The 25,483-nt window shown below is 68.8% G+C and carries 35 protein-coding genes; 32 read left to right on the forward strand and 3 right to left on the reverse strand.

Annotated elements, in window-relative coordinates; all coding sequences use genetic code 11:
- Positions 1 to 12: 12 nt before the first annotated feature.
- From JHN45_RS18800 to JHN45_RS18820, 6 genes are all read left to right on the forward strand, one after another.
- Positions 13 to 609, forward strand: coding sequence for a hypothetical protein (locus tag JHN45_RS18800; protein WP_200709402.1), 597 nt, complete (start codon positions 13 to 15; stop codon positions 607 to 609).
- Complete coding sequence (locus tag JHN45_RS18805; RefSeq protein WP_200709403.1) at positions 602 to 1,570, forward strand: hypothetical protein; 969 nt, start codon at positions 602 to 604, stop codon at positions 1,568 to 1,570. Before JHN45_RS18800 ends, JHN45_RS18805 begins: the two co-directional genes overlap by 8 nt.
- Positions 1,567 to 1,695 (forward strand): hypothetical protein, encoded by a 129-nt coding sequence (locus JHN45_RS54055; RefSeq protein ID WP_267929919.1) that lies wholly within the window; start codon positions 1,567 to 1,569, stop codon positions 1,693 to 1,695. The genes JHN45_RS18805 and JHN45_RS54055 overlap by 4 nt, the downstream gene beginning before the upstream one ends.
- Positions 1,692 to 2,024, forward strand: coding sequence for a hypothetical protein (locus JHN45_RS18810; RefSeq protein ID WP_200709404.1), 333 nt, complete (start codon positions 1,692 to 1,694; stop codon positions 2,022 to 2,024). The genes JHN45_RS54055 and JHN45_RS18810 overlap by 4 nt, the downstream gene beginning before the upstream one ends.
- Positions 2,021 to 2,194, forward strand: coding sequence for a hypothetical protein (locus JHN45_RS18815; RefSeq protein ID WP_201049798.1), 174 nt, complete (start codon positions 2,021 to 2,023; stop codon positions 2,192 to 2,194). The genes JHN45_RS18810 and JHN45_RS18815 overlap by 4 nt, the downstream gene beginning before the upstream one ends.
- Positions 2,195 to 2,280: 86 nt before the next feature.
- Positions 2,281 to 2,979: a hypothetical protein gene (locus tag JHN45_RS18820; protein WP_200709406.1), complete on the forward strand. Its 699-nt coding sequence runs from the start codon at positions 2,281 to 2,283 to the stop codon at positions 2,977 to 2,979.
- Positions 2,980 to 3,018: 39 nt separating this feature from the next.
- Here the strand turns inward: JHN45_RS18820 and JHN45_RS18825 are convergent, their stop codons facing one another.
- From JHN45_RS18825 to JHN45_RS18835, 3 genes are all read right to left on the reverse strand, one after another.
- A complete protein-coding gene (locus JHN45_RS18825) occupies positions 3,019 to 3,900 on the reverse strand; it encodes a trypsin-like peptidase domain-containing protein (RefSeq protein ID WP_200709407.1) in 882 nt (293 codons plus the stop codon).
- Positions 3,901 to 3,962: 62 nt separating this feature from the next.
- Positions 3,963 to 4,385, reverse strand: a complete 423-nt coding sequence (locus tag JHN45_RS18830; protein ID WP_200709408.1) for a DUF6233 domain-containing protein — start codon at positions 4,383 to 4,385, stop codon at positions 3,963 to 3,965.
- Between the two features lie 53 nt (positions 4,386 to 4,438).
- Positions 4,439 to 4,678 carry a hypothetical protein gene (locus tag JHN45_RS18835; RefSeq protein ID WP_200709409.1) on the reverse strand — a complete coding sequence of 80 codons (240 nt, stop codon included), beginning with the start codon at positions 4,676 to 4,678 and terminating at the stop codon, positions 4,439 to 4,441.
- A 197-nt stretch (positions 4,679 to 4,875) separates the two neighbouring features.
- Here JHN45_RS18835 and JHN45_RS53020 point away from each other — a divergent pair, with 197 nt between their 5' ends.
- The 26 genes from JHN45_RS53020 to JHN45_RS18965 all read left to right on the forward strand — a co-directional run bounded on the left by JHN45_RS53020 (position 4,876) and on the right by JHN45_RS18965 (position 25,342).
- Positions 4,876 to 5,865, forward strand: a complete 990-nt coding sequence (locus JHN45_RS53020) for a DUF2637 domain-containing protein (protein ID WP_234467653.1) — start codon at positions 4,876 to 4,878, stop codon at positions 5,863 to 5,865.
- Between the two features lie 178 nt (positions 5,866 to 6,043).
- Positions 6,044 to 6,586 (forward strand): hypothetical protein, encoded by a 543-nt coding sequence (locus JHN45_RS18845; RefSeq protein WP_200709410.1) that lies wholly within the window; start codon positions 6,044 to 6,046, stop codon positions 6,584 to 6,586.
- Positions 6,583 to 7,233 carry a hypothetical protein gene (locus JHN45_RS18850; RefSeq protein ID WP_200709411.1) on the forward strand — a complete coding sequence of 217 codons (651 nt, stop codon included), beginning with the start codon at positions 6,583 to 6,585 and terminating at the stop codon, positions 7,231 to 7,233. Before JHN45_RS18845 ends, JHN45_RS18850 begins: the two co-directional genes overlap by 4 nt.
- A 211-nt stretch (positions 7,234 to 7,444) precedes the next feature.
- On the forward strand, positions 7,445 to 7,648 hold the full coding sequence (locus JHN45_RS18855; RefSeq protein ID WP_200709412.1) for a hypothetical protein: 204 nt from the start codon (positions 7,445 to 7,447) through the stop codon (positions 7,646 to 7,648).
- A gap of 153 nt (positions 7,649 to 7,801) precedes the next feature.
- Positions 7,802 to 8,194 carry a hypothetical protein gene (locus JHN45_RS18860; RefSeq protein ID WP_200709413.1) on the forward strand — a complete coding sequence of 131 codons (393 nt, stop codon included), beginning with the start codon at positions 7,802 to 7,804 and terminating at the stop codon, positions 8,192 to 8,194.
- A 182-nt stretch (positions 8,195 to 8,376) separates the two neighbouring features.
- Positions 8,377 to 8,772 carry a hypothetical protein gene (locus JHN45_RS18865; protein ID WP_200709414.1) on the forward strand — a complete coding sequence of 132 codons (396 nt, stop codon included), beginning with the start codon at positions 8,377 to 8,379 and terminating at the stop codon, positions 8,770 to 8,772.
- A gap of 40 nt (positions 8,773 to 8,812) precedes the next feature.
- Positions 8,813 to 8,992, forward strand: coding sequence for a hypothetical protein (locus JHN45_RS18870; protein ID WP_200709415.1), 180 nt, complete (start codon positions 8,813 to 8,815; stop codon positions 8,990 to 8,992).
- Positions 8,993 to 9,951: 959 nt separating this feature from the next.
- A complete protein-coding gene (locus tag JHN45_RS18875) occupies positions 9,952 to 10,422 on the forward strand; it encodes a DUF4429 domain-containing protein (protein ID WP_200709416.1) in 471 nt (156 codons plus the stop codon).
- A gap of 245 nt (positions 10,423 to 10,667) precedes the next feature.
- The gene (locus tag JHN45_RS18880; RefSeq protein WP_200709417.1) at positions 10,668 to 11,147 is read left to right on the forward strand and encodes a helix-turn-helix domain-containing protein; all 480 of its coding nucleotides are present in this window, start codon (positions 10,668 to 10,670) and stop codon (positions 11,145 to 11,147) included.
- 10 nt (positions 11,148 to 11,157) lie between these two features.
- Positions 11,158 to 12,450 carry a PBSX family phage terminase large subunit gene (locus JHN45_RS18885; RefSeq protein ID WP_200709418.1) on the forward strand — a complete coding sequence of 431 codons (1,293 nt, stop codon included), beginning with the start codon at positions 11,158 to 11,160 and terminating at the stop codon, positions 12,448 to 12,450.
- Positions 12,450 to 12,662: a hypothetical protein gene (locus tag JHN45_RS18890; protein ID WP_200709419.1), complete on the forward strand. Its 213-nt coding sequence runs from the start codon at positions 12,450 to 12,452 to the stop codon at positions 12,660 to 12,662. Before JHN45_RS18885 ends, JHN45_RS18890 begins: the two co-directional genes overlap by 1 nt.
- The gene (locus JHN45_RS18895) at positions 12,646 to 14,250 is read left to right on the forward strand and encodes a capsid protein (protein ID WP_200709420.1); all 1,605 of its coding nucleotides are present in this window, start codon (positions 12,646 to 12,648) and stop codon (positions 14,248 to 14,250) included. The genes JHN45_RS18890 and JHN45_RS18895 overlap by 17 nt, the downstream gene beginning before the upstream one ends.
- Positions 14,251 to 14,262: 12 nt before the next feature.
- Positions 14,263 to 15,372, forward strand: coding sequence for a phage minor capsid protein (locus JHN45_RS18900; RefSeq protein WP_200709421.1), 1,110 nt, complete (start codon positions 14,263 to 14,265; stop codon positions 15,370 to 15,372).
- A gap of 387 nt (positions 15,373 to 15,759) precedes the next feature.
- Positions 15,760 to 16,578 (forward strand): hypothetical protein, encoded by an 819-nt coding sequence (locus JHN45_RS18905; protein ID WP_200709422.1) that lies wholly within the window; start codon positions 15,760 to 15,762, stop codon positions 16,576 to 16,578.
- 15 nt (positions 16,579 to 16,593) lie between these two features.
- Positions 16,594 to 17,658: a major capsid protein gene (locus JHN45_RS18910; RefSeq protein ID WP_200709423.1), complete on the forward strand. Its 1,065-nt coding sequence runs from the start codon at positions 16,594 to 16,596 to the stop codon at positions 17,656 to 17,658.
- A 5-nt stretch (positions 17,659 to 17,663) separates the two neighbouring features.
- Positions 17,664 to 18,083: a hypothetical protein gene (locus tag JHN45_RS18915; RefSeq protein WP_200709424.1), complete on the forward strand. Its 420-nt coding sequence runs from the start codon at positions 17,664 to 17,666 to the stop codon at positions 18,081 to 18,083.
- Entirely contained in the window at positions 18,080 to 18,646 is a 567-nt protein-coding gene (locus JHN45_RS18920) for a hypothetical protein (RefSeq protein WP_200709425.1), read from the forward strand. Before JHN45_RS18915 ends, JHN45_RS18920 begins: the two co-directional genes overlap by 4 nt.
- A 16-nt stretch (positions 18,647 to 18,662) precedes the next feature.
- Positions 18,663 to 19,172, forward strand: a complete 510-nt coding sequence (locus JHN45_RS18925) for a hypothetical protein (protein ID WP_200709426.1) — start codon at positions 18,663 to 18,665, stop codon at positions 19,170 to 19,172.
- A gap of 66 nt (positions 19,173 to 19,238) precedes the next feature.
- Positions 19,239 to 19,685, forward strand: coding sequence for a hypothetical protein (locus tag JHN45_RS18930; protein WP_200709427.1), 447 nt, complete (start codon positions 19,239 to 19,241; stop codon positions 19,683 to 19,685).
- Positions 19,686 to 19,704: 19 nt separating this feature from the next.
- Positions 19,705 to 22,533 carry a hypothetical protein gene (locus JHN45_RS18935; RefSeq protein ID WP_200709428.1) on the forward strand — a complete coding sequence of 943 codons (2,829 nt, stop codon included), beginning with the start codon at positions 19,705 to 19,707 and terminating at the stop codon, positions 22,531 to 22,533.
- Positions 22,534 to 22,535: 2 nt separating this feature from the next.
- Positions 22,536 to 23,225, forward strand: a complete 690-nt coding sequence (locus JHN45_RS18940; RefSeq protein ID WP_200709429.1) for a hypothetical protein — start codon at positions 22,536 to 22,538, stop codon at positions 23,223 to 23,225.
- A gap of 5 nt (positions 23,226 to 23,230) precedes the next feature.
- On the forward strand, positions 23,231 to 23,539 hold the full coding sequence (locus JHN45_RS18945; RefSeq protein WP_200709430.1) for a hypothetical protein: 309 nt from the start codon (positions 23,231 to 23,233) through the stop codon (positions 23,537 to 23,539).
- A gap of 11 nt (positions 23,540 to 23,550) precedes the next feature.
- The gene (locus JHN45_RS18950) at positions 23,551 to 23,901 is read left to right on the forward strand and encodes a hypothetical protein (protein WP_200709431.1); all 351 of its coding nucleotides are present in this window, start codon (positions 23,551 to 23,553) and stop codon (positions 23,899 to 23,901) included.
- The gene (locus tag JHN45_RS18955) at positions 23,898 to 24,332 is read left to right on the forward strand and encodes a minor capsid protein (RefSeq protein ID WP_200709432.1); all 435 of its coding nucleotides are present in this window, start codon (positions 23,898 to 23,900) and stop codon (positions 24,330 to 24,332) included. Before JHN45_RS18950 ends, JHN45_RS18955 begins: the two co-directional genes overlap by 4 nt.
- Before the next feature lie 9 nt (positions 24,333 to 24,341).
- Positions 24,342 to 24,815: a phage tail tube protein gene (locus tag JHN45_RS18960; RefSeq protein WP_200709433.1), complete on the forward strand. Its 474-nt coding sequence runs from the start codon at positions 24,342 to 24,344 to the stop codon at positions 24,813 to 24,815.
- Positions 24,815 to 25,342: a hypothetical protein gene (locus JHN45_RS18965; protein ID WP_200709434.1), complete on the forward strand. Its 528-nt coding sequence runs from the start codon at positions 24,815 to 24,817 to the stop codon at positions 25,340 to 25,342. The genes JHN45_RS18960 and JHN45_RS18965 overlap by 1 nt, the downstream gene beginning before the upstream one ends.
- The last annotated feature ends 141 nt before the right edge of the window (positions 25,343 to 25,483 follow it).

Here is a 25,483-nt window from a genome sequence, read left to right on the forward strand (position 1 = left end):
ACCGGAGAAACCATGTCCACGACAGCAAACCGCCCCCACAGGAACCAGGAACCGGAACCGGTTCGCCCGTGGCTCGCGCGCCTGTTCCGCAGGCCGACGCCCGTCACGACGCCCCACACCGTCGAGGGCGAACGCGTCCTCCGCCTCACACAGGACCTCACCGCCGCCCTGTCCGAGGTCGCCCAGTGGAAGCAGCACGCCGACTCATACGACCAGGAACGCGAGCGGGCCGTGGAGGCTCTCGCCGAGCGGACTCGGGAGCGCGACGGCGCGTACGGCGAGCGTGCGCAGCTCCTCGCCTGGATCACTGCACTACACCCCGCGACCTCCGTCATCACACAGTCCCCGGACGTTGACGAGGATGGCTGGCAGCTTCTGTACCTGGTGGCCGGCGGCTGGCAGATGTCCTGGCACATCCACCCGCGCGACGCCGACCTGTTCCGGCACGTGACCGTGGTCGACGTGACCGATCCGCAGGCGCAGTGGGACGGGCACGGCACGGTCCAGAAGTACGAGCGGATCCACAACCACGTCCGGCTCCTGGCGCTCGACGAGCTGGGCGCTGACGGGTCGTCGACGGTCGTCACGGCGGAGGTGCGCAGTGCGTGACCGCCTGCCCATCGCCTTCGTGGACTGCGAGACCACCCACCTCGACGCCAGCATCGGCCACGCCTGGGAAGTCGCCGTCGTTCTAAGGGAGTTCGAGGACGACCAGTACACGGACACCGAGTACGTCTGGCAGATCCGCCCCAACCTCGCCACTGCCGACCCCAAGGCCCTGGAGATCGGCCGCTATCTGGAGCGCTTCGCCGTCCCGCCCCACGCCGAGGCCGCATGGACCCTCGACGAGAGCGGACACGTTGCGCCGATGACCCGGGCCGAGGCGGTCACCGCCATCGTGAACGTCCTCTCCGGCGCCGTCCTCGTCGGCTCGAACCCCGGCTTCGACGAACGACACCTCCGCCGTCTCGTCGGCCGAGGCCGCGCCCACTGGCACTACCGGCCGTACGACATCGTCCAGCTTGCTGCCGCGAAGATCGGCGCCCAGCAGGCCGGCCCGCTCCCATGGTCGTCGTACGTGCTGTCCCGGGCGGTCGGTGTCGAGCCGCCGGCCAAGGGCGTAGCGCACACCGCGCTCGGAGACGCACGCTGGGCCCGCGACGTCCACGACGCCGCCACCCAACCGCAGCCGTTCGAGGCAACATTGGCGGACCGCGCCCGGCATGCGATCGGCCTGTACACCAAGACCGCCGTCGAGCTGGAGGACGTGCAGCACGACCTCGTCGATATGCGCCAGAGCCACGAGAACGCGTGCAAGACCGTCGCGGCCATGCACGCCGCGGCCACCGGCCGGATCGGCCTCGGACCGATCCGGGGCGTCGTCGAGGACGTTGTCGACGTGCGGGCAGCGGCCGAGCGAGCCCGGGAACGCTGCCAGGCCGTCCGCGACCGCGTAGGCCCGGGCGGCATGATCAACGCGAGCCAGATCCTCGGGCTCCTCTCGCCCACCTGGCCCGACGGCAACCACGAAGCCCCGGCGCCTGCTGACGCACCGGGTCAGCCGTCATGACGGGCGTCGCCGCGTACATCATCCTCGTCGCCGTCCTCACCATGACCCTCTGCAACCACCACGGCGAGGAAGGCCGAGCCGTCGGCCGTACGGTCCTTCGCGTCCTACGCCGGAGCATCCGGTGACCGCGCACCGCCGTACCGCCCGCACCCTCGTCTTGGGTGCGGGCGGGTCCGCGGCTGCCGGCGTCTACGCGGCCACGGCCAACTCATGGTTCGTCGTGCCCGGTCTGTACGCCGCAGCCTTCCTAGCCTGGTGCGCCCGCTGCCACCTGGCCGCCCATCACCGCCAACTTGCCGAGCAGTCGTGGGAACGGCGCCGCGTACTCGGTGAGCGGCCTGCCGCGTTGAACCCGTGCTGCATGCTCGCGCGCCACAGCGACGGTGCAGCGCACGACCGACGCTGCACGGACGTGTTCCACCGCATCACCGCCGACCTCAGGAGCAGCACGTGAGCCACCCCAAGCCCGGATCTCAGGCGCCGGTCATGACGGGGCGTCGGTACGTCGCGTGGATCTACGCCCGGCACTGGATCTCCAGGCCGTTCTATCGGTTCCTCGGCATCCGCCGCCCGCTCGACGGCGGCAGGGCAGCCGAGTACCGGGACCTGACGCAGCGCCGCTGAGCATGCAGAAGGGGCGCGCTTCACGTCTCGCCAGACCAGCGCGCCCCCGGCAGTGATCACCGTACCCATCCGCCACAGGAGACGCGATGACCACCGCCGACCACCTCCAGACCGTCATCAACCACTGGGTCGACCTCCAGCAGGCCCTCAGCACCCGCCAGGCCGACACCTGGCCGCCCGTCATGGGCATCGCCCGCCTCCACGAACACCTCCAGGCCGACGAAGACGCCTGGGCACAACGCGCGGAGGAGCGCTCCCCGGACCAACTCGGCGCCACCACCGCCCCCCTCCGCATCGCCATCCTCGACACCATGACCGCCGTCGACCGCCAGCTCGTCGACACTGCCGACGCCATCGCGGGCGCCGTACAGCGTTTGCCGACCACGCGGGTCCCGGTCCGGGTGGCCGGCCCCGGCGACGACGTCGCCCTCCAGCTCCGCACGCTGATCCTGAAGGACGAGGCCGACGCACGACGTTGGAGCTTCACCGACCCCCGCCGACGCACCGGACCGTACGCAGCCGCGTGGCTCCTGGCCCGTCATGACGGGGCTGACGGGCCCTTCGCGAAGCTCACCGGCGTCCACCAGGACCAGATCGAGGCCGCCGCCCGATGGGCCGCCGGACAGATCGAGCAGGCCCTGGAGATGACCCGCCGCACACAGGCCCTGGAGCGGCCATGCCCGCACTGCCGCGGGGCGCTGCGCATCGAGGGCGGCGACGGCCAGGACCCGACTGTGAAGTGCCGCGGCTGCGAGCGGACATGGAAGGGCAGTGACGCAAGCTAACAGCAGGAAGGTCGAGGTCGGGAGCGAGTCTCACACTGCTCACGTGAGTGGTGTGGGCTCCTGGGTTGTCGGGTCGATAGCGACGGGCTCCGCTTCAGTTGCACCCCGGATCTTGAATCCTGCAGCTGCCGCGAAAGCCTCGACCGTTTCCTTGATGGCACGAGAGTTGAAAGCGACCCCCAGGTTCAATTCCTTCGCAATCTTCACATGCGGAGCCGAAACTTCGATCGGCAGGGCGTCTCCGCGCACCCATGTGCGCGCAATGATCCCGACAAGGGCGATACGGGTACCGATCTGAAGCCCCTCAGCAATGCGGTATGTCCCCTCGTTGAAGAGGAAGACCGGGCTACCACTACTTCCACCGAACACCGACCCGTCGATGAGGAATGTCGGTGCGCCTCCCATGTCAAGATCCAAGGGGGTTGCGGTGATGCCCCTACGCACGATCGGCGTCAAGTGTTTGGGATCATGGCGTCCGTCGGGATACCCGATGAACGTGATCTCCTCAATAGCGTCGGTGTACAGGTTCTTTACCTCGGTGGCAAGCAACGCCATGGGTAGCGCCCTGGTGAATAGCTGAGACCCGTGCTGCTGGAAGAGAGGCCCGAGCGGTACGACCGCTACGTCGGTGTCGGGGTCAGGGTGGCCAATCCAGCCGTCCGGGGTCAGGGCGACGTCCACGCCTTGGCCTAGTTCCGGCTGATCCTCTCCCGTCTTGCGCTTGATGAAGTGCGCGATGAGGTGCCCGGAGTCAGCAACAACGTGTTTGTTGGTGATGAGGACCGGTGCGTAGGCGTCTTGCCCCTCCACATCCACGAAGAGCAGGAAGCCTGTTCCAGTAGTCGGTACGCCGTTCTTCAAAACATTGGTGATGCGAACGGTAGAAAAGAGGAGTTGTCGGCCCGGTGTGTCTACATTCATCTGAGAAGCTTCGCATCTCACGGCACAAGATCGCGGGTGATGTCGGGAATCTCCGGCTCGGCTCACGCGACGTCGATGCCCAGCTCAGTGTCCGGCCGGCAGAAGGCGCACGGCTCGATCGTCGGGTCGGTGAGGGACACCCGGGCGTCGTGCTCGCTGATGGTGTGCGGGATGCCGTCGATCATCGAGCAGTCGGCGATGTGGATGATCGACGGTTCGGGGCCGCGCGGTGTGCGCCGCTGCTGCACGATGAACTGAGGGCGCGGGTTGGCTTGGGCCATGCCCATGGAGCGGACCTGTGCCCCACCCTTGGGGAGCCTGCCGGGGCGCCGCGCGGCTGGCGCCTCTGCGCTCGCGAGCGCGGCCTGGACGGCTGCACGCTGGAGCCGGAGGTAGGTGCCGATCGTCTCGGTTTCGGCCAGCTGGTGGTCGAGGTGGGCCAGGATCGCGCGGAGGCGCGGGGGATCCGGCGGCAACTCGCTCATGCGTTCGATTCAAACACCACGGCAGCGAGTAGTCGAGCCAGGAGCCCACCCGGCTACTCGGCCGGATCCTCCTCAGCGTGCCGTACGGCCTTCTTCACGGCCTGCTCAACCTCATACCGATTCTCCCCAGACTCCGACGCATGCGCGGTGATCGCGGCCTGGACCGCCTCAGACGCCGTACGCCAGGCCTGCCACTGCTCCTCGTACTCGTCTCCGATGAGTCCGGCGAGCTTGGCGCGCTCGGCTTCGGCGGAACGTTCCAGCTTGATCAATTCGTCGGAGATGTCTGCCACGAACCAGGACCCTACGCGCCCGTCATGACGCCCGTCGGCGCCGCGCCTCGTTGACTCTGTAGCACCACCCGCACACCGCGCGGTACCGTCAAGGCGGCAGATGCCCCCCGTAGGGCGTCACCCTCCAAATAAGCGAGCCCCAGCACGGAGACTCGAACTCTCCCGCCAGGGCTCTGACCACAGGAGAGTGACCTCCTATGGCTGAGCTGCACCCTAGTGCGCCCAAGCCCACCCCCACCAGCCCGAGCCCCACGCGTCGCCTCGGCGGCAGCGTCCGCGCCGCCTGGTTCATCGTCCTCGTGATGATGCTCGCCGCAGCCGCCTGGTCCATCAGCAGCAAACTCATGGGCTGGGGCATGGACAAGTGGCCCGCCTTCGCGCTGTCCCTGATGTTCGACCTCGCTGGCCTGCTCTGCGCCCAGTACGCCCGCCGCGCCATCGAGCGCGGCACGCCCGCCGGCCTCGCCCGCCTCGCCGTCCTCGCCTTCGTCACCGTGTCCGGCCTGCTGAACTGGAGCCACGGCAAGGAAGTTGGAGGCCTGGTCGGCGGCATCGGCCTCGCCAGCATCTCCTTCGCCGTCGAGCTGCTCTTCGAACTGCACCGCCGTGACGTCCGCGACGAACAGCGCGCCGCCCGCGGCCTGGTCGCCGAGCGCATGCCGCACATCCCGATCCTCGCCTGGGTCATGTTCCCGAAGAAGGCGTGGTGCACGCTGCGGTCCGCGGTTCGCGTCCGGCTGGACAACCTGGACTCCGTCGTTCCCGTGACGGCCGTGACCAGCGTCGACTGGATCCCGACGCCTCCCGTGACGCCCCCCGTCAACCCGCCGAAGATGCCCGTGCCCGTGGCTCAGGCGCACCTGCCCGCACTGTCTGCGGCGCCCAGGGTGCTGCAGCAGCCGGTCGTGCCCTCGGGCACTCGGCTCCTACCGATCGTTGCCTCGCCGGTCGCCCAGGCCCCGGCGCCGACCCAGTACAGCGACCCGCGCTGCGCCGTGATCCGCAGGCTGTACGACACCGTGCCGCCCACTCGCCCGGGCACGAAGGCTATGCGCGACGCCCTCGTCGCCGCTGGCTACGAGGCGGCGTCCGACGGCATTATCCGCGGCACCCTGCGAACCGAGATCGAAGCGCACGAGCCACACCTCGCACAGCTGCCGCCCGCGCCGTTCGCCATCGGCGCGTAGCCGCCCGCAGCCATGTTCACCGCCGTATTCGGCGTGTCCTGTGCTGCGTGCGCGCTCCTAGCGCTCGCCGGTCTCGCCCTAGTGGCGCCCCGCAGTGTTCCCCCCATCACCGGGACCTGCGCGCTCATCCTGACTTTCGCGGCGCTCGGCGTCGCCATGTACCGCTGAGGACCCAGCAATGCCCCTGGCTCTGCCGCCCCTCGACATCCCCGTCTACAGCATGGTGTCCCTCGGGGGAGTCACCGTCGGACTCTCCCTGTTCGCCTGGGACTTCACCCGCTGGTGGACCAGCCACAAGAAGCGACTCTCCATCAAGGCCCTGAGCACTCTGCTGCCCCAACTGCTCTGCAACGCGTACGGCGCGCTCCTGATCCTCTCGGCCGGGGGGATCGTCGGTGGCCTCGCCGACTGGTCGCTGTGGGGGACGAACCAGGTGGGCGACGTCGTCCTCGTCTACGGGCTCGGCGCGTCCACTCCAAACGTAACCCGATCCACCCACTTGGCGCTGACCCCGGGCGGACACGCGGCGATCATCATCATCACCGTCGTCATCGTCGCGGTGTGCAGCAAGAGGGGCTTTCGCTGGGATTTCGTTCGCCAGATCCTCGCCGGTAACTCGCTCGGTCTCGCCTCCAGCATCGCGGGCGTGGTGGGCACTGTCGTAGCGCCCACCGTGTCGTGGGCCGGCGACTACGTCACGGGGCTGGTGAGTCACCTGTGAAGGCGGACGAGCCGGACAACAAGCCCGCCATGGCCGACGAAGAGACAGCGGGGGAGGGCGACGAGCCGAGCGGTCGTGGCCCAGTCGTGGTGCTCTCCGTGGTCGGCCTGGTAGCGATCTGGCGCATCATCGTTGTCTTCCCTGAGGTGGCCCTTGTCGGCGGCGGTGTCCTCGGCACCCTCGGGTGGCAGCGGGTCAGCGGCTGGACCGCTCGGCGCCGTGATGGCGCGAGCGAAGAGCAGCTGGAGGTCAAGCAGCCCGATATCGGCGAGGCACTGCGTCGCCTCATCGGTGACGACAAGGGCGTCCTCCTCACCGTCCTTCGCGACGATCTGAATCTCCCCGACACGAAGGCCGTGAAGGCTCTCCTGGAAGCGGAGGACATCACCTGGAAGCCGTCGCGCACGCGGGCCGGGAATGGGCCTGCTGTACGGCGGGAGTCCATCCCGCCCGCCCCCTCCCCTGTCGCCGATTCTCACGGGCCCGGTTGTTGTTGCAGGTCAGGCGACAACAACAACAGCAACGACTCGGAGCCGCACTCGCGGGAAGCGAGGTCGCGTGTACGGCACATCCGGTCTCGCGAGGCGCTCTACGACCCCAACGACAACATCAGCCGCCACACCTCGACTCGCGAGGGGACGTCATGATCCGACGCCTGCTCGCTGTTCTCGGTTACGAGCAGCAGCCGCTGTACTACTGCGCTTCCTGCGGCGGCTACTACCCGATCAGCCACTTCGAATGACGATCAACCCTCGGAGAGAGAAGGATGACCAGTATGAGGACCAGGGAGTTCGTACCGGATTGCGGCGCGGTCGCGCCCGAGGCGGGCATCGTTCGCGACGAGCCGGGGAAGACACTGTGAGCGAGCGAATCGAGGCGTACGTGTTGCTGCTGATCGGCGATCAGGCGGAGATCACGACGGCGCACCGGGACTCGTCGGACCCGGAACGGGTGCCGGTAGAGCGTCTGGTCCGGGAGACGGGAATCCCGCGTGAGCGGCTGGCTGGGGCCACGCTGACGGCCGTTGTCGACGGTGGGGAGTTGGTGAGGTTCGAGGCCTGAGTTCGGGCTGAGGGGGCGGTCCATGACCGCCCCCTTTCCTCTCCCGTAGATGTTGCAATCATAGAAGCCAATGCTGTAAAGTTAGACATGTCGGAGCGGGGGGTGACAGCCCCGCCACCGACAGCCAGTTGAAAATTCCAGAGAGGAGAAGTCGTGGCAGACCACGACGACTACAGGGAGCGCCTGACAACGCTCATGGAAGGCCTCCTCGGCCTCTACGCCTACATGCAGGCACTGTTCGAGGAACTTCCGCTCCCCGTCATCGCACCGGACTTCACACCGGTCAACGGAGAGGACGGACCCGTTCAAGCTCTCCTGAGCCTGAACCGAGTACGTCAGCTCATCGAGGACGAGCCGATCTCGGATATGCGCAAGCGGGCCTTCGAGCACATGGTGCTCGACTGGTTCACCGCGTACGAACTGCTCGTCATCACCAAGATGGCAGGCGCTGCTCCCTGGCGACTCGACGCGGCTGAGTTCGCACTCAACCGGGTCCTCACCTGGATCGAAGTGATCGAGGAGGACGACCCGGAAGACGAGTCGTAAAACCCATCCCGCCCCGGGCAGCCAGCCCGGGGCGGGGCCCCTCTCCTCCCCGGATCTTCAGCCCGCGCAACAGCAACTGTCACAGCAAGATGAAAGGGGCCGGCGCATGCCCCAGGCGAACCTGGGGGTGACAGAGCGCCGGCCCCTACCAGTTGAAAACTCCGCAAAGGAGAATCACCACCATGGTAGACCGGCCCGGTTTGATCCCTCCCGAGATCGCCGAACAGTACGGCGTGAGCATCCACACCGTGACCAAGACCTGGGCGCAGCATCCCGAGTGGCCGTCATCCCGGGGTCGGCGCGGCCGGTACAAGGAGTACGCGGCCGACGAGGTCAGCGAGTTCGTCCAGAAGCACGTCCAGCGCCAGGCCGCCGAGCTGGAGCCGGAGCGGCTCTACACCGCGCAGCAGCTGGAGGACGCAGGCATCGGGATCAAGGCGGGCACGATCCGCGCCGACCTCACCCGGCAACGATGGCCCGAGCCGGACAACACCGAGCACGGCGTGAACCGCTGGAAGGGCAGAACCGCGACGGCCGCCATGACGAAACGCCGCGGATACCGACGCAAGGACGGCTGAACCCGCCCACAGCAGAGCCCGGCTACGTCATCCTGGGGCCATGCCGACCGTCATCCGCGCCACCGGTGAAGCCAAGGACATGACCCTCGACGAACTCGCGACCTTCGTCGAGGACGCGCGAAAGGCTGGCGTCCCCGGCGACCGGCCGATCCGCGCAGAGCTGTCGTACAGCGGGAAGATCAAGGAAGTCGAGATTGCCCTCAGCCAGGACGACAGCTGACGCCGCGTGCCACAGTAGAGACTGCGTGCCGGGTAATGCCCGGCATAACAAGGCCCCACCGCGTTCCCCCGTCGCGGTGGGGCCTTCGCGTCTATGCGCAGCGGCAGAAGCCTGGACAGCCCCGCCATAGGCGCCCACACTAAACGACGTGATTGAGGTCGTAATTGCCGCTATCGGCTGCTTAGTTGCGATTGGTGCCCTTGCGGTAAGTTACGCCGCTCATCGTCACCAAGTTCACCAAGCCAGGGAGCTGGCTGCAAGGGAGACGCGAGTATTCCACCGCGAGAGGGAAGCGGAAGAGCGGGAGCTGTCGTTGCATGCTTCGCGACTCCACGTGAGCTTCCTGGCGACCAAATCCCCCTTGGTGGTCGATGTCCTCAACTGGGCGCTCGTGATCACAAACGTGAGTAGCCAACCCATGACCAGGTTGGCGGCCGAGTACGACGGTGAGCAGCTGGAGTTCGACTCCCCAACGGGCCATCTCGGTCCGGGACTGAGTCGAGAAGCGCCCGTCCCGGGGCGTCTGATCACGGATAGACCGCGGCACGAAGTGACCATCGTCTACTTCACCGACGCGGCTGGCCGGCGTTGGCGTCGGCTCGGAAATGGCCAAGTACAGTTCCAGCGTGTCGGGCCTGAAGGCGAGGTGACCTGGGGCCCTGCGCGCACGCCGCACGTCGATCTGCAACAACGAATCTTCCACGGTGAAGGCCGGGGCTCCCCGCCCTCCGAGATTGAGTGGGCACATCAGATCCTTCGGGAGCTGCTATTGCCTCCAGCAGAGCCACCTGAGCCTCCCGCCTGACGCTTCACCTACTACATCCGTGTAGTGGCATTCCGCGCGATCATGGCGCCCCACGGGCCGCACATCTGGCGTGCCCGGAACCAGGACAGTCGTTCTTCTCCCCCTCGCCTCCCGCACATGTCACGATGCCCCCACACGTAAGGGGGGCAACACCATGAGCGAAGTCAAAGGCCAGAGCGGACAGATCCAGTTCGACGGCCAGTACATCACCATCACCCGCAAAGGATTCCTCGCCCGCACCACCGTCGGCAAAGGCGAGAAGCGACTCCACATCTCACAGGTCAGCGCCGTGCAATGGAAGCCGGCCGGGCCATTCATGAACGGCTTCATCCAGTTCACCGTGCCGGGCGGCAACGAACGGCGCAGCGCCTTCGGCAGCCAGACCACCAGCGCGGCACAGGATGAGAACTCGGTCGTCTTCACGAAGAAGCAGCAGCCCGAGTTCGAGAAGCTGCGCGCCGCCCTCGACGCCGCGATCGCTGCGCAGCACGCGCCGCAGGCGCCGGCTGCCGCAGCTCCGTCATCGCTCGCGGACGAACTGGGGAAGCTGGCCGCGCTCCGTCAGCAAGGGATCCTGAGTGAGGCGGAGTTCGAGCAGCAGAAGGCACGCCTGCTCGCGCAGTAGTACCTCACGTTGGGCCCGGCCGTGCCTACTCGGAGTGGCCGGGCCTTCGCGTACCCCCGTCGCGAGGCCGATAAATGCGTAGCTCGGTGACGTGACGTAGTTGCGTCCCGGCGGTTAGTGTCCGATCATCGTCGCAAGTCCGGCGTGCCCGGACACACATGCTCATACGAGAATCACCGGCGCCCTCGGGCGTATCAGGAGGCCCGCCATCGTGCGGGCCTCCGCCGTGTCCAGGGGGTGGGCCCGTGGGCAGCTCCAATCCCGTCACCGGCAAGGAGCGGCAGCGCGTCCGCGAGCTGCACGCTGCGGGCAAGGGCCGCAACGAGATCGCCGCCGAACTCGGGCGGTCCGGCCGGACAATCAGCGAGATCGCCAAAGGCCTCGGACTCTCCTTCGCCAGGGCCGCCGAGGTCCGGCAGGCGACGGAGATCCGGCAGGCCGACCTCGCCGACCGCCGCGCCCGGTTCGCCGTCGAGCTCCAGGACCTCGCCGAGCGCGAGATCAAGAAGATCAACCAGCCGTACGAGTACTGGGACTGGGGCGGCAAGGAACACGACTTCGACACCCATGTCGCTCCTGAGCCGACTCCAGGCGACAAGCGGGCGTTGATGGCCACCGTCGCCACTGCGCTGGATCGGTCGCTGAAGCTCGCTCCGCCGGAGCAGGACGCCGAGGGCCTGGCGGCCGTCGACGCGTGGCTGAAGGGGATGATGGGCGGCACCTGAGGGGGCGGGCATGTACGACGCCCTCGTGGGCAAGCAACTGCGCTCCACTCAGCTCGCCACCGCGCGCGGGAACTTGTGGGAAGGCGCCGTCCGCTCCTCGAAGACGATCAGCTCGATCATGGTGTGGTTGCGCTACATCCGCACCGGCCCCCCGGGCGCGCTCCTCATGGTCGGCAAGACCGAGCGCACCCTGAAGCGGAACATCATCGACGTCATCGTCGCGATGGTCGGAGTGAAGCGCTGCAAGTTCAAGGCGGGCGCGGGCGAAGTCGTGATCTTCGGCCGCACCATCTACGTCGCCGGCGCCAACGACGAGCGGGCCGCCGACAAGATCAAGGGCATGACTCTCGCCGGGGCGTACTGCGACGAGGTCACCACCTTCCCCGAGTCGTTCTTCTCGATGCTCGGCACCCGCCTCAGCGTCGAAGGCTCGCAATGGTTCGGCACCACGAACCCCGAGGGCCCGAACCACTGGTTGAAGAAGAAGTTCCTCGACCGCGCACGCCTGCACGTACAGCGCGACGGGACCGAGGTGACGTCCGAGGACCCCAAGGCCCTCGACCTGCACCGGTTCTCCTTCAGCCTGCACGACAACCCGTACCTCCCGCCGGCTTACGTCGCCAACCTGAAGCTGGAGTACCAGGGCCTCTTCTACCGCCGGTTCGTCCTCGGCGAGTGGTGCCTGGCCGAAGGCGTCGTCTACGACATGTTCGACGAGACGAAGCACGTCGTCGACGTGATCCCGGAAGTCCGGCACTGGATGTGCGTAGGCCTGGACTACGGCACTATCAACCCCTTCGCCGCACTCCTGGTGGGCATCGGGGTAGACGACCGGCTGTACGTGGCCTCGGAGTACCGGCACGACTCCCGGGCGGAACGGCGCCAACTGACCGACGCTCAGTACAGCCTCGCCGTCCGGCAGTGGCTCGCTACGTACAAGCACCAAGGGCAGGAAGGCGTCCACCCACAGTGGATCTTCGTGGACCCGTCGGCCGCCAGCTTCATGACGCAACTCTGGAGCGACGGTGTCCAGGGCGTCGCGAAAGCCAACAACGAGGTGAAGGACGGCATCCGCAGCGTCTCCGTGGCACTCGGCTCCGACCTCCTCTACGTCCACCGCTCCTGTGCCGGGTTGCTCACCGAACTGCCCTCGTACGCCTGGGACGAGAAGGCTGCGGCGGCTGGCGACGACAAGCCACTGAAGGTCGACGACCACTCGGTCGACGCCCTCCGGTACGGCCTGCACTCCACCGCCCACGAGTGGCGGCACCTCGTCCGCGCGAATTTGGAGGTGGCCGCCTGATGGCCTCAACCGAGTTGAGCCTGCCCGTGTACATGCGCGTCGGCGACCAACCGGAGTTCCGGCTCGGCGAATTCACCTTCGACCTGGTCGAAGTGGACAGCAGTCTCCAGTACGGACGCCCCGAGCTAGCCACGCTGCTGCGCGCTGCAGCGGACGAGATCGAGAACCCGAGTGATACCAGCGAGGAGGTGCCCGATGCCGCTCCCCGCTAGGGGCACCCGCTGGCCGCCCATCCACCCTGTCCTCCAGGCCGACATGGCCGACTGGCGCGCCTGGTTCTCCGCCAACCCGGACCGGTTGTCGTACCGGTACCGCAACCGCCACCGCGACGCAGCACGCTTCGGCCCCGAGAACCGGCCCTCGCAGTACCGCGGTGGCGTCGTCGGCCGTGTAGCCCGCTGGTTCTGGGGCGAGCCCACCCCGCTCGGCGAGAAGCGGGCGAACCTGCACATGCCGTTGGCGAGGGACATCGCCCGCACGTCATCCGACCTGCTGTACTCCGAGCCGCCCACCCTGAAGGCCGAGAACAAGGCCACCCAGGAGCGCCTCGAAGACCTGATGGACATGGGCACGAAACGCACTTTGATCGCGGCTGGGGAGACCGGCGCAGCACTCGGCGGCGCGTACCTGCGGATCGTATGGGACGACGCCATCCGCGACCGGCCGTGGATCAGCATGGTCCAAGCCGACGGCGCAGCCCCCGAGTTCGCCCACGGAGACATCCTCCGCGCCGTCACGTTCTGGACGGTCCTCGAATCCGACGGACAGCGCGTCGTACGGCACCTGGAGCGGCACGAGCCCGGCCTGATCCTGCACGGCGTGTACGACGGCACCGACGACAACCTCGGCAAGCCCATCGACCTCGCCGCGTTCGAGCAGACGAAAAACCTCCTACCCGCCCGCGAGCTGCCCATCGGGAAGAGGCTCGCCGTCTCGTACATCCCCAACACGATGGTCGCCCCGGACTGGGACGACATCCCCGGCGCCGCCGGACTCGGCACGTCGGACTACCAGGGCGCGGAGACGTTCCTCTCCGCGATCGACGAGACGTACACCTCGTGGATGCGGGACATCCGCCTCGCAAAGTCGCGGATCATCGTGCCCGCGCAGTACCTCACGAACAACGGGCCCGGCATGGGCGCGGTGTGGCAGGACCGCGAGGTCTACGCGCCGATGAACGTCCCCCCGACCGCCGAGCAGGCGATCACCCTCAACCAGTTCATGATCCGGCACGAGGAGCACCGGGCCACGATCGAAGAGCTGGTCGGCAAGGTCATCCGCAACGCGGGCTACAGCAGCGGCACGTTCGGCGACGACTCCGCCGGCCAGGCCGTCACAGCTACGGAGATCAAGGCGAGGACCGCGCGGAGCATGACCACCCGCGCGCGCAAGGCAGAGCTGGCCGCGACGGCGGTCGCGGACGTCGTCGAGGTCCTGCTGATCCTGGAGGCGAGCGGCATGTTCCCGGGCGTCACCGGGGTCGAGGTCGAGCGGCCGGACGTGGTGTTCCAGGACAGCGTGCAGGACGACATCAAGACCCTCGCTGAGACCGCCTCACTTCTCCAGCAGGCCGAGGCCGCGTCCACGGAGGCGAAGGTCGCCCTGCTGCACCCGGACTGGGACGAGAAGGAGCAGCGCGAGGAGGTCGACCGGATCCTGAAGGAGACCGGTCGCACGGTCGAGGACCCGCTCACCCTCGGCGCGGATCGGCCCGACTTCGGCGAACAGCCGCCCGAGGAAGGTCAGCTGGCCCCGGTCGCAGGCGACGCCGCGGCTGAGGACGTCACCGCGACCCAGTAACGGGGGTGCCGCATGCCCGTCAGCCCCGACATGGCCGAGGATCTCGCGGCAGCCGTCTCCACGTTGTACGAGCAGGCCGAACTTGCCGTGATCGAGAAGGTCACACGCGCGCTCGCGCAGGGCCTCGACAGCCCACTGTGGGCCGAACTCAAGCTGCGGGCGATCGGCAGTCTGCGTACGGCGATCGAGGACATCATCGCCGCGCTCCAGGCCGACGCCGCTGGCGCCGTCCACCAGGCCGTCGCCGAGGCGTACGACCGTGGCCGGCAGGCTGCTGTCGCCGAACTCGGCGCGCTAAGCATCGCGGCCCCGGCGATCCCGCCCGGCACTCACGCCGTGGACCGGCTCGCTTCCGCGCTTGTGCAGGAGACCGGGGCGACGCACGCGCGGATCCTCCGCACGGGGCTGGATGTGTACCGGCAGGTGGTGGCGAAGGCCTCATCGGCTCCGCTGCTGGGGGCGTCAACGCGTCGTGAGGCTGCGGGGAGGGCACTCGCTCAGTTCGCGGACCGTGGCGTGACGGGGTTCGTGGACCGTTCCGGGCGGGCGTGGAACCTGACCAGCTACGTAGAGATGGCGACGCGCAGCGCAGTCGGCCGCGCGGCCGTCCAGGCACACGATGATCGTCTTGCCGCAGCCGGGATCGATCTGGTGATGGTGTCGGACGCCCCGGAGGAGTGCCCGAAGTGCGAGCCCTGGGAGGGGAAGATCCTCCGCCGCGAGGGCGCCGCCGGAGCCGGTGTCGAGGAGCTGGAGCACGCGACCGAGGACGACCGCATGGTTCGCGTCCGCGTGGCCGGGTCGCTGCCTGAGGCGAAGGCCGCGGGGCTGATGCATCCGAACTGCCGGCACTCGATCTCGATCTACCTGCCCGGGGTGACGAAGCCGCTGCCTCCGAAGGCGGACCGGACGCGGGCAACATATGAGCAGTCGCAGCAGCAGCGTTACTACGAGCGACAGGTCCGTTCGTGGAAGCGCCGCGCGGCTGGGGCGATCGACGACGAGAAGAAGGCACAGGCGAACGCGAAGGTTCGGGCGTACCAGGGCCGGATCCGCGAGCTGGTGGCCGATACCGGGCTGCCGCGCAAGAGCCACCGTGAGCAGCTCACGGGCGCCCGCTAGATCGGGTCGCTGACCACCGTCTCGAAGTTGTCGCAGGCCTCGTTGACGCACTTGTATACGCCCGGCCGCAGCTCTCGGCCTCCGTGCCCGAAGGCCGTGGTGTCCACGTCACCGCTGTAGTACAGAGGCTTCTCACACCGAGGGCACTTTCGTGTACTGAGCCCGGCGCCACTTGAGTTCATATCTCGAACGTACGCCGCCCTTGGCATGGGCGCCCGCCGAGACTTCCGGCCGCCTGGTGTGGCCGGGGAACACCGATCCGCCTGGTGCGGGTCACTCCTGAAGGCCCGCCAGACGCGGGTCAACAGCACTACCACGGGCACGCCAGGCGCGGCCCGAACCCCGAATGCCCGCCAGGTGCGGGCGATTCATGCCCTGGAGGGCGCAATGCCGAAGAAGACCCTGCCCCGACACCGACTCGCAGGAGCCGGGTGGGCGCACCCGTACGCGATCACCCCTTTCTCCCCGTTCCTGTACGCGGACGGAGGGGACGGCGGCGGCTCCGGATCCGGCAGCGGCGACGCGGGCGGTGACGGCGGCTCAGGCAACGGCAGCGGATCCGGTGACGGAGGCAACTCCGGCGGCGGTGACAGCGGCCAAGGCGCGGGCTCGGGCGGCACTGGGGGCGACTCCGGCAACGGCGACCAGGGCAAAGCCGGTGAGGACGACGCCGCGAAGGTCAAGCGGCTGGAGAAGGCACTCGCCGACGCCAACCGCGAGGCTGGCAAGGCCCGGACCGCCGCCAAGCAGCAGGCGGCGAACGATGCCGTCGCGGATCTCACCGCGAAGCTCGGCAAGGCCCTGGGCCTGGTGAAGGACGACACACCGCCCGACCCGGCGAAGCTCGCTGAGGCCATCGCGCAGAAGGACACCACGATCTCCGAGAGGGAGGCGGCACTCCGTACGAAGGACGTCGAACTCGCCGTCTGGTCGCGGGCCGAGAAGCTCTCGGCGAAGGCCGGCGCGCTCCTCGATTCCCGGTCCTTCCTCCGTGAGATTGCCGACCTCAACCCCTCCGACAAGGGCTTCCTCACCGCGCTCGACACCGCGATCAAGGACGCACTCAAGGAGAACCCCACCGCGTTCGGCACTACCCAGGCCGCCGGGAAGTCCGGCGCCGACCTCTCCGGCGGGACCGGCGAGAGCGGCGCGAAGAAGCGCTCCGGATCGCTCGCGGGAGCGATCTCGAACCACTACCAGACCTGACCCCAGGAGTAACCCATGCCCGTGACGCTCGCCCAGGCGGCGCTCAACACCCAGGCGGACATCGACTTCGCCGTCATCGACAACCTCCGACGCAACAGCTGGCTGTTCAACAACATGGTCTGGGACGACACCGTCACCCCGGGCACGGGCGGCGGCACCCTCACCTACGGCTACACCCGGCTCCTCGCGCCTTCGTCGGCGTCGTTCCGCCGCTTCAACGAGGAGTACGTCCCCAACCAGGCGACGAGGGAGCGGAAGAACGTCGACCTGCACCCGCTCGGCGGCGCGTGGACCGTCGACCGGAAGCTGGCCAACCTCGGCCCGGCCGCCTCGAACGAGATCAGCTTCCAGCTCGCGCAGAAGCTCACCTCGATGCGGACCCGCTTCCAGCAGGAACTCATTCTCGGCGACACCGCCGTCGACGACGCGGGCTTCGACGGCCTCGACAAGGCCCTGGTCGGGCAGTCGACCGAGTACCTGCCGGTCAACGAAGGCATCACCTCCGGCTACCTCGACTGGTCCCCGGCCACAGTGACCACCGAGGACATCGCCATGAGCGCCTTCGACGCGTTCGACGACTTCCTCTCCCGGATCATGGGCTCGCAGACCGGCTCCGGCGACCAGGGCGCCGACGGCTCGATCCCCGCCGGCGTGAAGGCGGTCCTCGGCAACACCAAGTCCATCAGCCGCATCAAGTCCCTGGCCCGCCGCGCCTCGCAGTTCACCAGCGAGCGCGACAGCCTCGGCATGCTGATCGAGCGGTACGGAGACTGGGTCCTCGTCGACCTCGGCGACCGGGCCGACGGCTCGGCTCCGATCATCCCGATCCAGACCCGGGACGCCGACGGCGCGGGCGGCGGCGGCAACATCACCGGCCTGACCGACATCTACGCGGTGTCGCTGGGCCTGGACGCCTTCCACGGCGCCGCGATGGCGGGCACCCCGCTCATCGAGACCTACCTCCCCGACTTCTCCCAGCCGGGCGCGGTCAAGACCGGCGAGGTCGAGATGGGCCCCGTCGCCGCGGTCCTCCGCAACACCAAGTCCTGCGGCGTCCTGCGCAACGTGAAGGTGCGGTGACCAGCATGACGAACAAGTACAAGATCGAAGCCCCGGTCCGGACCTTCAGCGGCGACTCGGTCGGCGTCACCTTCACCAAGGGGACCGGCTTCGTGGACGACTCCACGAAGGAAGGCCGCGCGGCGATCGAGTACTTCCGCCGCCACGGCTACGGCGTCGAACTCTCCGACGGCAAGACCGACGAGGAGCGCGCACAGGAGATCGTCACCGGCGTCGTCGGACAGCGCGGACCGATCGTCACCGACGAGCCGTTCGACCCGTCCAAGCACGACGCCCCCGAGGTCCTCGCGTACCTCGACTCGCTCGGCGCCGACGACTCCGACGCGGTCGCCGAGTTCGCCCGCGTCATCGCCGCCGAGCGCGAAGGCAAGGCCCGCAAGACGATCCTCGCCCGCGGCGAGCAGAAGCAGGAGGCAGGGCAGTGACACTCCTCGGCACCTTCAAGGGGAACCCCCGCAACGACCTCGGCTGGCTCAACAGCGCCGGCCGCCCGGACCCGGAGGCCCTGTTCCACCGGGCGAACCTGCCCCGGACCGGGCTGGACGACATCGCCACCGCGGCGAGCGGTGTCCTGTGCTCCGTCGCCCTGTACCTCCAGGACGGCGACCTCGTCAGCAACCTGACATTCATCAGCGCGGGCACCGCCGGTGCCACGCTGACGAACCAGATCGCCGCGCTCTACAACGGCGCCGGCGCTCTGCTCGTGCAGTCCGCGGACAAGACGAACGAGGCCTGGGCCGCCGACACTGCGAAGACGTTCGCCCTGGCGACAGCGCAGCGCATCACGAGGTCGGGCATCTACTACGCGGCGTTGGCGATCGCCGCGTCCACGGTGCCGACCCTGGTGGGCTCCACGTGCGCGAAGCCGTTCCTGACGGGCGAAGGCAACCTCGCGCAGACCTCGGGCTCCGGCCTGACCGCGACCGCTCCGGCGACGATCGCCACGCCCGCGTTCAAGCGGGCCGTGCCGCTCGTCATCGCGACCTGACGGGAGGAACTGACTCATGCCTCTCTCTGCGAGCCTCGCGATCTCGGCGTTTGCCGAGCTGAGCCAGGCGATCGACCTGGGCACCGGGCGCGTCCCGCAGTCCCTGAGCCGGAGCGTGTCGCTCACCACGGGCACGGCGGCGGGCAAGGCCGACAAGGTCTTCTCCGACCGGCGGACCCTCGCCGCGTCGGCGAACGAGGATCTCGACCTCGCCGGGGTGCTCCTCGACGCTTTCGGTGCGGCGATCACGTTCGTGCGGGTCAAGGGCCTGTTCATCGCGGCAGCCCCGGGCAACACGAACAATGTCGTCGTCGGTGCGTCCGCGTCGAACCAGTGGGCCACGCTCCTCAACACGACGGGCACGGTCACGCTCCGGCCGGGCGCCGCGTGCGGCTTCCTCGCCGGCGCTACGGACGCCACGGCGTACGCGGTCACCGCGAGCACCGGCGACCTGCTGCGGGTGGCTAACTCGGGTGCGGGCTCGACGGTGACGTACGACATCCACATCGTCGGCGCTTCCGCGTAGCCGACCAGCTCAGCGAAGAGGGAGGCCCACCGTGGCCTCCCTTTCGCGTTCCCGAAAGGAGACGCGGTGGCGAACATTGTCTTCAACATCGCCCTGGGCAAGCTGGCCACCTACGCCGGTCTGCCCCTGACCAACGACGCACTGATCATGGTCCCGATCGAGACGTCCGGGATCGTCAACGACGCCACGATGCGCGACTACGCCGACCTCTCCACCCTGCTCGCCGGAGCCAGCAACGAGCAGACGACCATGGGCCGCAAGACCCTCGCGTCAGTCACGGCGACGGTCGACAACACCAACGACCGCGTGAACATCGACTGCGCGGACGTCACCTGGACCGCCGCCACCGGCAACGCCATCAGCGCGGTGGTCATCTGCTACGACCCGGACACCACGACGGGCACGGACAGCGACCTGATCCCGCTGACCAAGCACGACGTCACGATGACCCCGGACGGCAGCGACTTCACGCTGACCATCTCGGACTTCGCACGGGCCAGCTCGGCAGCCTGATCCACGGGGAGGCCAGCTCATGGCGCGGATGTGGACTTGCGGCTTCGAACTCCAGTCGACCAGCGCGGAGTTCGGCGTCAACAGCGGAGTGATCGTCACCGGCTCACCGACGATCTCCACCACCGTCCACCGCGCGGGCACGGCCTCCCTGCGGATCAACTCCAGCGCAGCAACGCAGTTCATCGAGCACCAGATCACCACTGGTGTCGTCATGCGAACGCTGCACCGCCTCTACCTGCGGGTCGACACACTGCCCGACACCGCGACCAACATCTACGGCATCGGGCAGAGCGGCTATTTCCCCGCCCTGCTGCGGCTCCAGACCGACGGCACGCTGGTGCTGCGCGACGGTTTCACCGAGACCACGCTTACGGGCACCTCGTCGGCTCTCACCCTCGGCCGCTGGTATCGGGTCGAGCTGGACTACACCGACGTCTCCGGCACCCTCACCAGCGGGGTGTCCGCCTTCAAGGGCTACCTCGACGGCTCCCAGTTCTCCAACACCCTCTGCTCCAACATCAACGGCTTCAGCCGCGTCCGCTTGGGCGTGCAACTCGCTGCAACGGCCGACTTCTACATCGACGACGTCGCCATCAACGACACCACCGGCAGCGCACAGACCGGGCTCCCCGGACCGGGCTCCGTGGTGCACCTCAGGCCCAACGCCGCAGGCGACAACAACGGGTGGGCAACAGCCGTCGGCGGCACGGCCGGCACCGCCAACAACTACACGAGGGTCAGCGAGCGGACCCCGGACGACGCGACCTCGTACAACCAGACGACCGCCACTGGCACCACCACCATCGACGACTTCAACGTCGAGGACAGGGCGACCGCCGGGATCGGCTCCAACGACACCGTCACCCTGGTCCAAGTCGGCGGCCGGGTCGCCTCCGACAACACCACGGCGGCAAGCATCGTCTACCGGCTGAAGGGCCAGTCCGGCGGCACCGTCCAGGAGTCCGCGTCGGTGACGGTCGCCAACACAAGCTGGTCCGTGCACGCAGGCCAGTCCCCGCGTCCGTACCAACTGACGGCCTACGTCAACCCCCAAGGCTCCGCCGCCTGGACGCCGACCGCGCTGGACGGAATCCAGATCGGCGTACGCGGCGACGTCTCCCAGACCACCGTCCGCAGGGTCAGCACCTTGTGGGCCCTGGTCGATTTCCAGCCGCTCACCACGGCGGCCCTGACGCTGGCCTCCGAGATCGACACCGGCCAGGCTCTCGCCAAGAGCAAGACGCGGGCGCTCGGCATCTCCTCGGAGACCGGAACCGCGCAGTCCCTCGCCCGTGGGAAGACCCGGGCGCTCGGCGTCGCAGCTGAGTCAGACGCTGGGCAGGCGCTCACCGGGCGAAGGTCCCGGCAGCTCGGAATCGCAGGCGAGACGGACAGCGCGCAGGCGCCCGGGCGCGCGAAGGCTCGCGCGCTCACGCTCGCGTCCGAGAGCGCGGCGGCGCAGGCCCTGGCCCGGAGCAAGCGGGCAGGAATCACCACAGCTGGCAGCTCGGAGGCGGCACAGGCACTCGCGCGGTCGAAGCGTGGTGCTCTCGTCCTGGCCGCAGAGACCGATGCGGCTCGGCCACTGACCGGCGTCCGTACGGCGGCTCTCGGGCCGGGCGCGGAGACGTCCACCGGGCAGGCCATGGGCCGACGCAAGACCAGGACGTTGCCGCTCGCGGCAGAGACCGAGACAGCTCAGTCTCTGGCCGGCCAGAAGCAGCAGGCGCTCGGCGTCGCGGCTGAGACGGCGACAGCCCGACCGGTCGGTGCCTCGAAGGCGACCGCGCTCCCGGTGTCGGAGGAGTCCAGCCGGGCTATGCCGATCGCTCCGGCGTCCGGCCTCACCTCGGCAGAGGAGACCAGCACGGCCCTCGGGTTGGGCCGTGTGAAGACCCGCGCGTTGGGCGTGGCGGGTGAGGTGGGGGAGGCTCGGCCGCTCGGCCGGGTCAGGGCGCGCGGTCTCACCGTGGCGGGCGAGATCGCGACTGCCGTCCCCCTCACGGGGAGGCGGAGCCGGGCCCTCGCATCGGCGGGGGAGACGTGGACGGCGCGCCCTCTCGGCCTGTCGAAGGCCCGGCAACTGCCTACCGCGGTCGAGGTCGGTGAGGCCCTGGGCCTGTCCGGCGGATCGGTCGCCGCGCTCGGCCCGGCCGCCGAGACGGATACAGCTCGGCCCGTCACCGGCAGCAAGACGCAGGCGCTCACCGCCAGTTCGGTGATCGAGTCCGCGCAACCGGTCACGGGCCGCAAGACCCGCGCTCTGGGCACGGTCGGCGAGACCGGCACCGCCCGGCCGCTCACCGGCGGGAAGCGGCGACCGCTGGACAGCGCGTCCGAGACGGCCGCTGCACAGCGCCTGCTCGTGCCTGGCACCGCGGCCCCGGCCGAGGAGACCAGCACGGCCCGGTCACTGGCCGGGGCAAAGCGGCAGGCGCTCGCCTCGGCGGCCGAGAGCGCCGAAGCGCAGCAGCTCGGCACTCATTCGCTCCTCGCGCTCGGCCGCGCGGCGGCAGCAGCCAGCGCGCAGCCGGTCGGGCGCCGAAAGCAGTTGGTCCTGTCAACAGCCGCCAGCACCGAGGCCGCGCAACCGCTCGCCGGGGCCAAGGTCCTTGGTCTCGGCCCGGCTGCGGAGATGTCCCGAGCCCTGATCGGCCCGAAGATCCGGATCACGCAGGCGCTTGACCACCACCAGGCGCTCGCCCTCGTTGGCCACCGCCAGCAGCCAGCCGACCACCTCGGCGCCAGCACGTCGGGCCCAGTCCTCGCCCCGAGCACGAGCGGCCCCACCCTGACGACGTCCACCAACGGGCCGCGACTGGCAGCCACCACGACCGGAGGAGGCTGACCATGCCCGATGTGGGAGACCTCGTCACCGCGACGCTGACGGTGAGCCCGGCGGACGGCACCACCGCGGCAACGCTCTCAGTGCTCCGGCCGGACGGGACGACCGCCAGCCCGGTGGTCACCGGGGCGGACGGGGGCGCCACCTGGACGGCCCCCGTCGTCTACACCCTGGCCGGGATCTGGCGGCTGTCGTGGACGGTCACGGGCACGGGCGCCTCCGTGGAACACGAGCTGGTGTCGGTGGCGCCGGCCCCAACAGTGGGTCCACAGCTGCACGTGTACGCGACGACGACACAGCTCGCCAACTACCTGCACGCAGCGCCCCCGTTGGACTCGCCGAAGCTCCTCGCCGACGCGTCCAAGGCATTGGACGACGCGCTGCTCACGGCGGTCTACGACACCGACGCCGACGGCATGCCCACCAACACCGATGTGCAGGAAGCGTTCGCCGAGGCCGTCTGCGCGATCGCCGAATGGTGGGGCGAGACCGGGGACGCGATCGGCGCTGACGGCGGCTGGGACAGCGTCTCGGCCGGACCGGTCTCCCTGTCCCGCAGTTCGAGCGGCTCCTCGACGACACCCATCGCCGGTGGCGCGCTGCCACCCAGGGCGGCATCCGCACTGGGGCGGCTCGACGGATGCGTGTTCCGCCTCGGCGTCGTGGGCTCCAGCTGGCTCGGTGCCAGATGGTGAGGCAGGTGCCGGGCTTCCTGCTCCGGCACACCGTCACCGTCGAGGCCTACCTCGGCTCATCGAGCAAAGGCGACGCCTACGGGCCGCGCGAACCGGTGCGCTGCCTGCTCGACGAGACAACGAAGCAGGTCACCAACCCAGGCGGCCAGAAGGTCTCGTCCGGCTCGAACTACATCACCCGCCCGGATCACCGGCCGCCGCTGAACTCCCGCGTGACGCTGCCTGACGGCCGGATCACCAAGGTCATCACGGTCGCCCGGGTCGACGGGGCGGGACTCCCAGTGCCCTCCAACACGCAGGTGTTCCTCGAATAGCGGAGGCGATCGTGGCGCAAACCTTCCGGCTCCGCTTCAACGGGGCCCCGGCCGCCCGGGCCATGCGCGAGGGCGCAGCCCGCGGCCTCCTCCTCGCCGCCGAGCACGTTCTCCAGCAGTCGCAGGAACTGGTGCCACTGGACGAGAGCCCCCTCTTGCAGTCCGGCACAGCCAGCGTCGATGCACCGTCGCTGACCGCGGCGGTTTCCTACGACACCCCGTACGCCGTGAAGCAGCACGAGAACCTGGCGTACCGTCACGCGCCCGGCCGGACCGCGAAGTACCTGGAACGCCCGCTGAATGCCTCGCGCTCCGACGTCCTCGCGCTGATCGCGGCGCAGATGCGGCGGGCGCTGCGGTGAGCGGATACACCAGCAGCCTCCTGGACGGAATCGCCGGTCTCCTCGATGAGGCCGGCGTCGGTGTGTTCCAACCGGACGACGTGATCGAGGACCCGGCGACCGGGATCTTCCGGGGCGTCATGCCCGACTCCCCGGACCGGGCCATCGGCCTGACGGCGTATCCGGTCGAGGACACCGATCTCACGGACGCGATCACGGGCGTGCAGATCCGTATGCGCGCGGGCCGGGATCCGGACGCGATCGACGACATGGCCGACTCGGTCTGGGGCGTGCTGCACAACCGCAGGCAGTACCGGGTCGGCGACATCTACGTGGCTCTGTCGTGGCGGCAGTCGCAGGCGTGGATCGGTCAGGACACGCAAGGCCGCATGGAGCTGACCAGCAACTACTACTTCCGGACGACCAGGTCCGGGTCTCACCTGATCGACTAGGAGGACCGCATGTCCACACCCACCCCGGTGACCGCGCTCGCCCGCCGCTGGGCGCTCCAGCTCGACATGGCCGCAGCGAAGGACGGCTCGGACTGGCAGTCCGTGCCAGGCGTCACGAGCTTCGAGCCGTCCGCCGACCCGAACATCGAGGACAGCAGCGACTACGACTCGGGCGGTTGGGCCGGAAACACGAAGACCGGCCAAGCGTGGGAGCTGGGCGTCACGGTCAACCGGCGCATCAACGACCAGGTGAAGGTCTACCACCCGACGCACGAGGCCCTGCGCGCCGCCGCGTATGCCTTCGGCAGCAACAGCCAGGTCCACATCCGTTACTACGACCGCGACGGCCTCCCCGAGGCGTACGAGGGCACCGCCGTGGTCACCTGGAAGCCGTCCGGCGGCGAGTACACCGCCCTCGACCAGGTCGAGATCACGCTCACCGGCGACGGCCCGCTGCTGCTCATCACGAACCCGGTGGCCTGATGGCCGAGCGCAACAACGACTTCGAGGCCCTCGACGACTACCTCGACGACTACCTCGACCTCCCCGTGAAGGGTCGCGACGGGGAGACCCGCGTGTACCGGATCGAGGACCCCTCCGCCGAGGAGGGCATCAAGATCGAGCGGATCACCTCGCTCGCGGCCCGGCTCGCGGCCGGCGGGAAGGCACCAGACTCCGCGGTCCTCGACGACCAGGAGGAACTGAACCTCTACAAGATGTGCCTCGGCGCCGCGTACGAGCCGCTGATGCACGAGCTGAAGTGGGCCCAGTTCAAGCACGTCGCCTTGACGGCCATGTTCTGGGTGACCACGGACAAGGACACCGCGAAGCAGTTCTGGCGGACGGGTCAGCAGCCGGGAAAAGCACCGAACCGGGAGACACGTCGGCAGGCGTCGCGCGACTCCTCGGGGTCGGCTGCGGCGAGCGCGACCCGGTCACCGGGCTCTACGAGTGGTACGAGGGCGGGATCCCAGCGCCGAAGCAGGGGCAAGGGCAGGCCCCGGACCTGAGCTGGCACAGCCTCCTCTCCCTCTGGCCGCTCATCGAGACCGACCTCCACCAGACGTACGGCATCGACGTCGAGTCCGGCATCCTCCAGGACCGCTCCTGGCGATGGCTCCAGGCCCGCATCTTGGGCCTGCTCAGCGCGG

The sequence above is a fragment of the Streptomyces sp. MBT53 genome, assembly GCF_016654115.1.
Taxonomy (GTDB): Bacteria; Actinomycetota; Actinomycetes; order Streptomycetales; family Streptomycetaceae; genus Streptomyces.

Excerpts from the sequence above, each read along its gene's own strand:
- JHN45_RS18875 (WP_200709416.1), top strand. The coding sequence starts at position 9,952 with ATGAGCGAAGTCAAAGGCCAGAGCGGACAGATCCAGTTCGACGGCCAG.
- JHN45_RS18925 (WP_200709426.1), top strand. The coding sequence starts at position 18,663 with ATGCCTCTCTCTGCGAGCCTCGCGATCTCGGCGTTTGCCGAGCTGAGC.
- JHN45_RS18965 (WP_200709434.1), top strand. The coding sequence starts at position 24,815 with ATGGCCGAGCGCAACAACGACTTCGAGGCCCTCGACGACTACCTCGAC.
- JHN45_RS18825 (WP_200709407.1), bottom strand. The coding sequence starts at position 3,900 with ATGAATGTAGACACACCGGGCCGACAACTCCTCTTTTCTACCGTTCGC.
- JHN45_RS18830 (WP_200709408.1), bottom strand. The coding sequence starts at position 4,385 with ATGAGCGAGTTGCCGCCGGATCCCCCGCGCCTCCGCGCGATCCTGGCC.
- JHN45_RS18910 (WP_200709423.1), top strand. The coding sequence starts at position 16,594 with ATGCCCGTGACGCTCGCCCAGGCGGCGCTCAACACCCAGGCGGACATC.
- JHN45_RS53020 (WP_234467653.1), top strand. The coding sequence starts at position 4,876 with ATGGCTGAGCTGCACCCTAGTGCGCCCAAGCCCACCCCCACCAGCCCG.
- JHN45_RS54055 (WP_267929919.1), top strand. The coding sequence starts at position 1,567 with ATGACGGGCGTCGCCGCGTACATCATCCTCGTCGCCGTCCTCACCATG.
- JHN45_RS18870 (WP_200709415.1), top strand. The coding sequence starts at position 8,813 with ATGCCGACCGTCATCCGCGCCACCGGTGAAGCCAAGGACATGACCCTC.
- JHN45_RS18800 (WP_200709402.1), top strand. The coding sequence starts at position 13 with ATGTCCACGACAGCAAACCGCCCCCACAGGAACCAGGAACCGGAACCG.
- JHN45_RS18865 (WP_200709414.1), top strand. The coding sequence starts at position 8,377 with ATGGTAGACCGGCCCGGTTTGATCCCTCCCGAGATCGCCGAACAGTAC.
- JHN45_RS18890 (WP_200709419.1), top strand. The coding sequence starts at position 12,450 with ATGGCCTCAACCGAGTTGAGCCTGCCCGTGTACATGCGCGTCGGCGAC.
- JHN45_RS18845 (WP_200709410.1), top strand. The coding sequence starts at position 6,044 with ATGCCCCTGGCTCTGCCGCCCCTCGACATCCCCGTCTACAGCATGGTG.
- JHN45_RS18820 (WP_200709406.1), top strand. The coding sequence starts at position 2,281 with ATGACCACCGCCGACCACCTCCAGACCGTCATCAACCACTGGGTCGAC.
- JHN45_RS18960 (WP_200709433.1), top strand. The coding sequence starts at position 24,342 with ATGTCCACACCCACCCCGGTGACCGCGCTCGCCCGCCGCTGGGCGCTC.
- JHN45_RS18895 (WP_200709420.1), top strand. The coding sequence starts at position 12,646 with ATGCCGCTCCCCGCTAGGGGCACCCGCTGGCCGCCCATCCACCCTGTC.
- JHN45_RS18935 (WP_200709428.1), top strand. The coding sequence starts at position 19,705 with ATGGCGCGGATGTGGACTTGCGGCTTCGAACTCCAGTCGACCAGCGCG.
- JHN45_RS18940 (WP_200709429.1), top strand. The coding sequence starts at position 22,536 with ATGCCCGATGTGGGAGACCTCGTCACCGCGACGCTGACGGTGAGCCCG.
- JHN45_RS18905 (WP_200709422.1), top strand. The coding sequence starts at position 15,760 with ATGCCGAAGAAGACCCTGCCCCGACACCGACTCGCAGGAGCCGGGTGG.
- JHN45_RS18915 (WP_200709424.1), top strand. The coding sequence starts at position 17,664 with ATGACGAACAAGTACAAGATCGAAGCCCCGGTCCGGACCTTCAGCGGC.
- JHN45_RS18900 (WP_200709421.1), top strand. The coding sequence starts at position 14,263 with ATGCCCGTCAGCCCCGACATGGCCGAGGATCTCGCGGCAGCCGTCTCC.
- JHN45_RS18885 (WP_200709418.1), top strand. The coding sequence starts at position 11,158 with ATGTACGACGCCCTCGTGGGCAAGCAACTGCGCTCCACTCAGCTCGCC.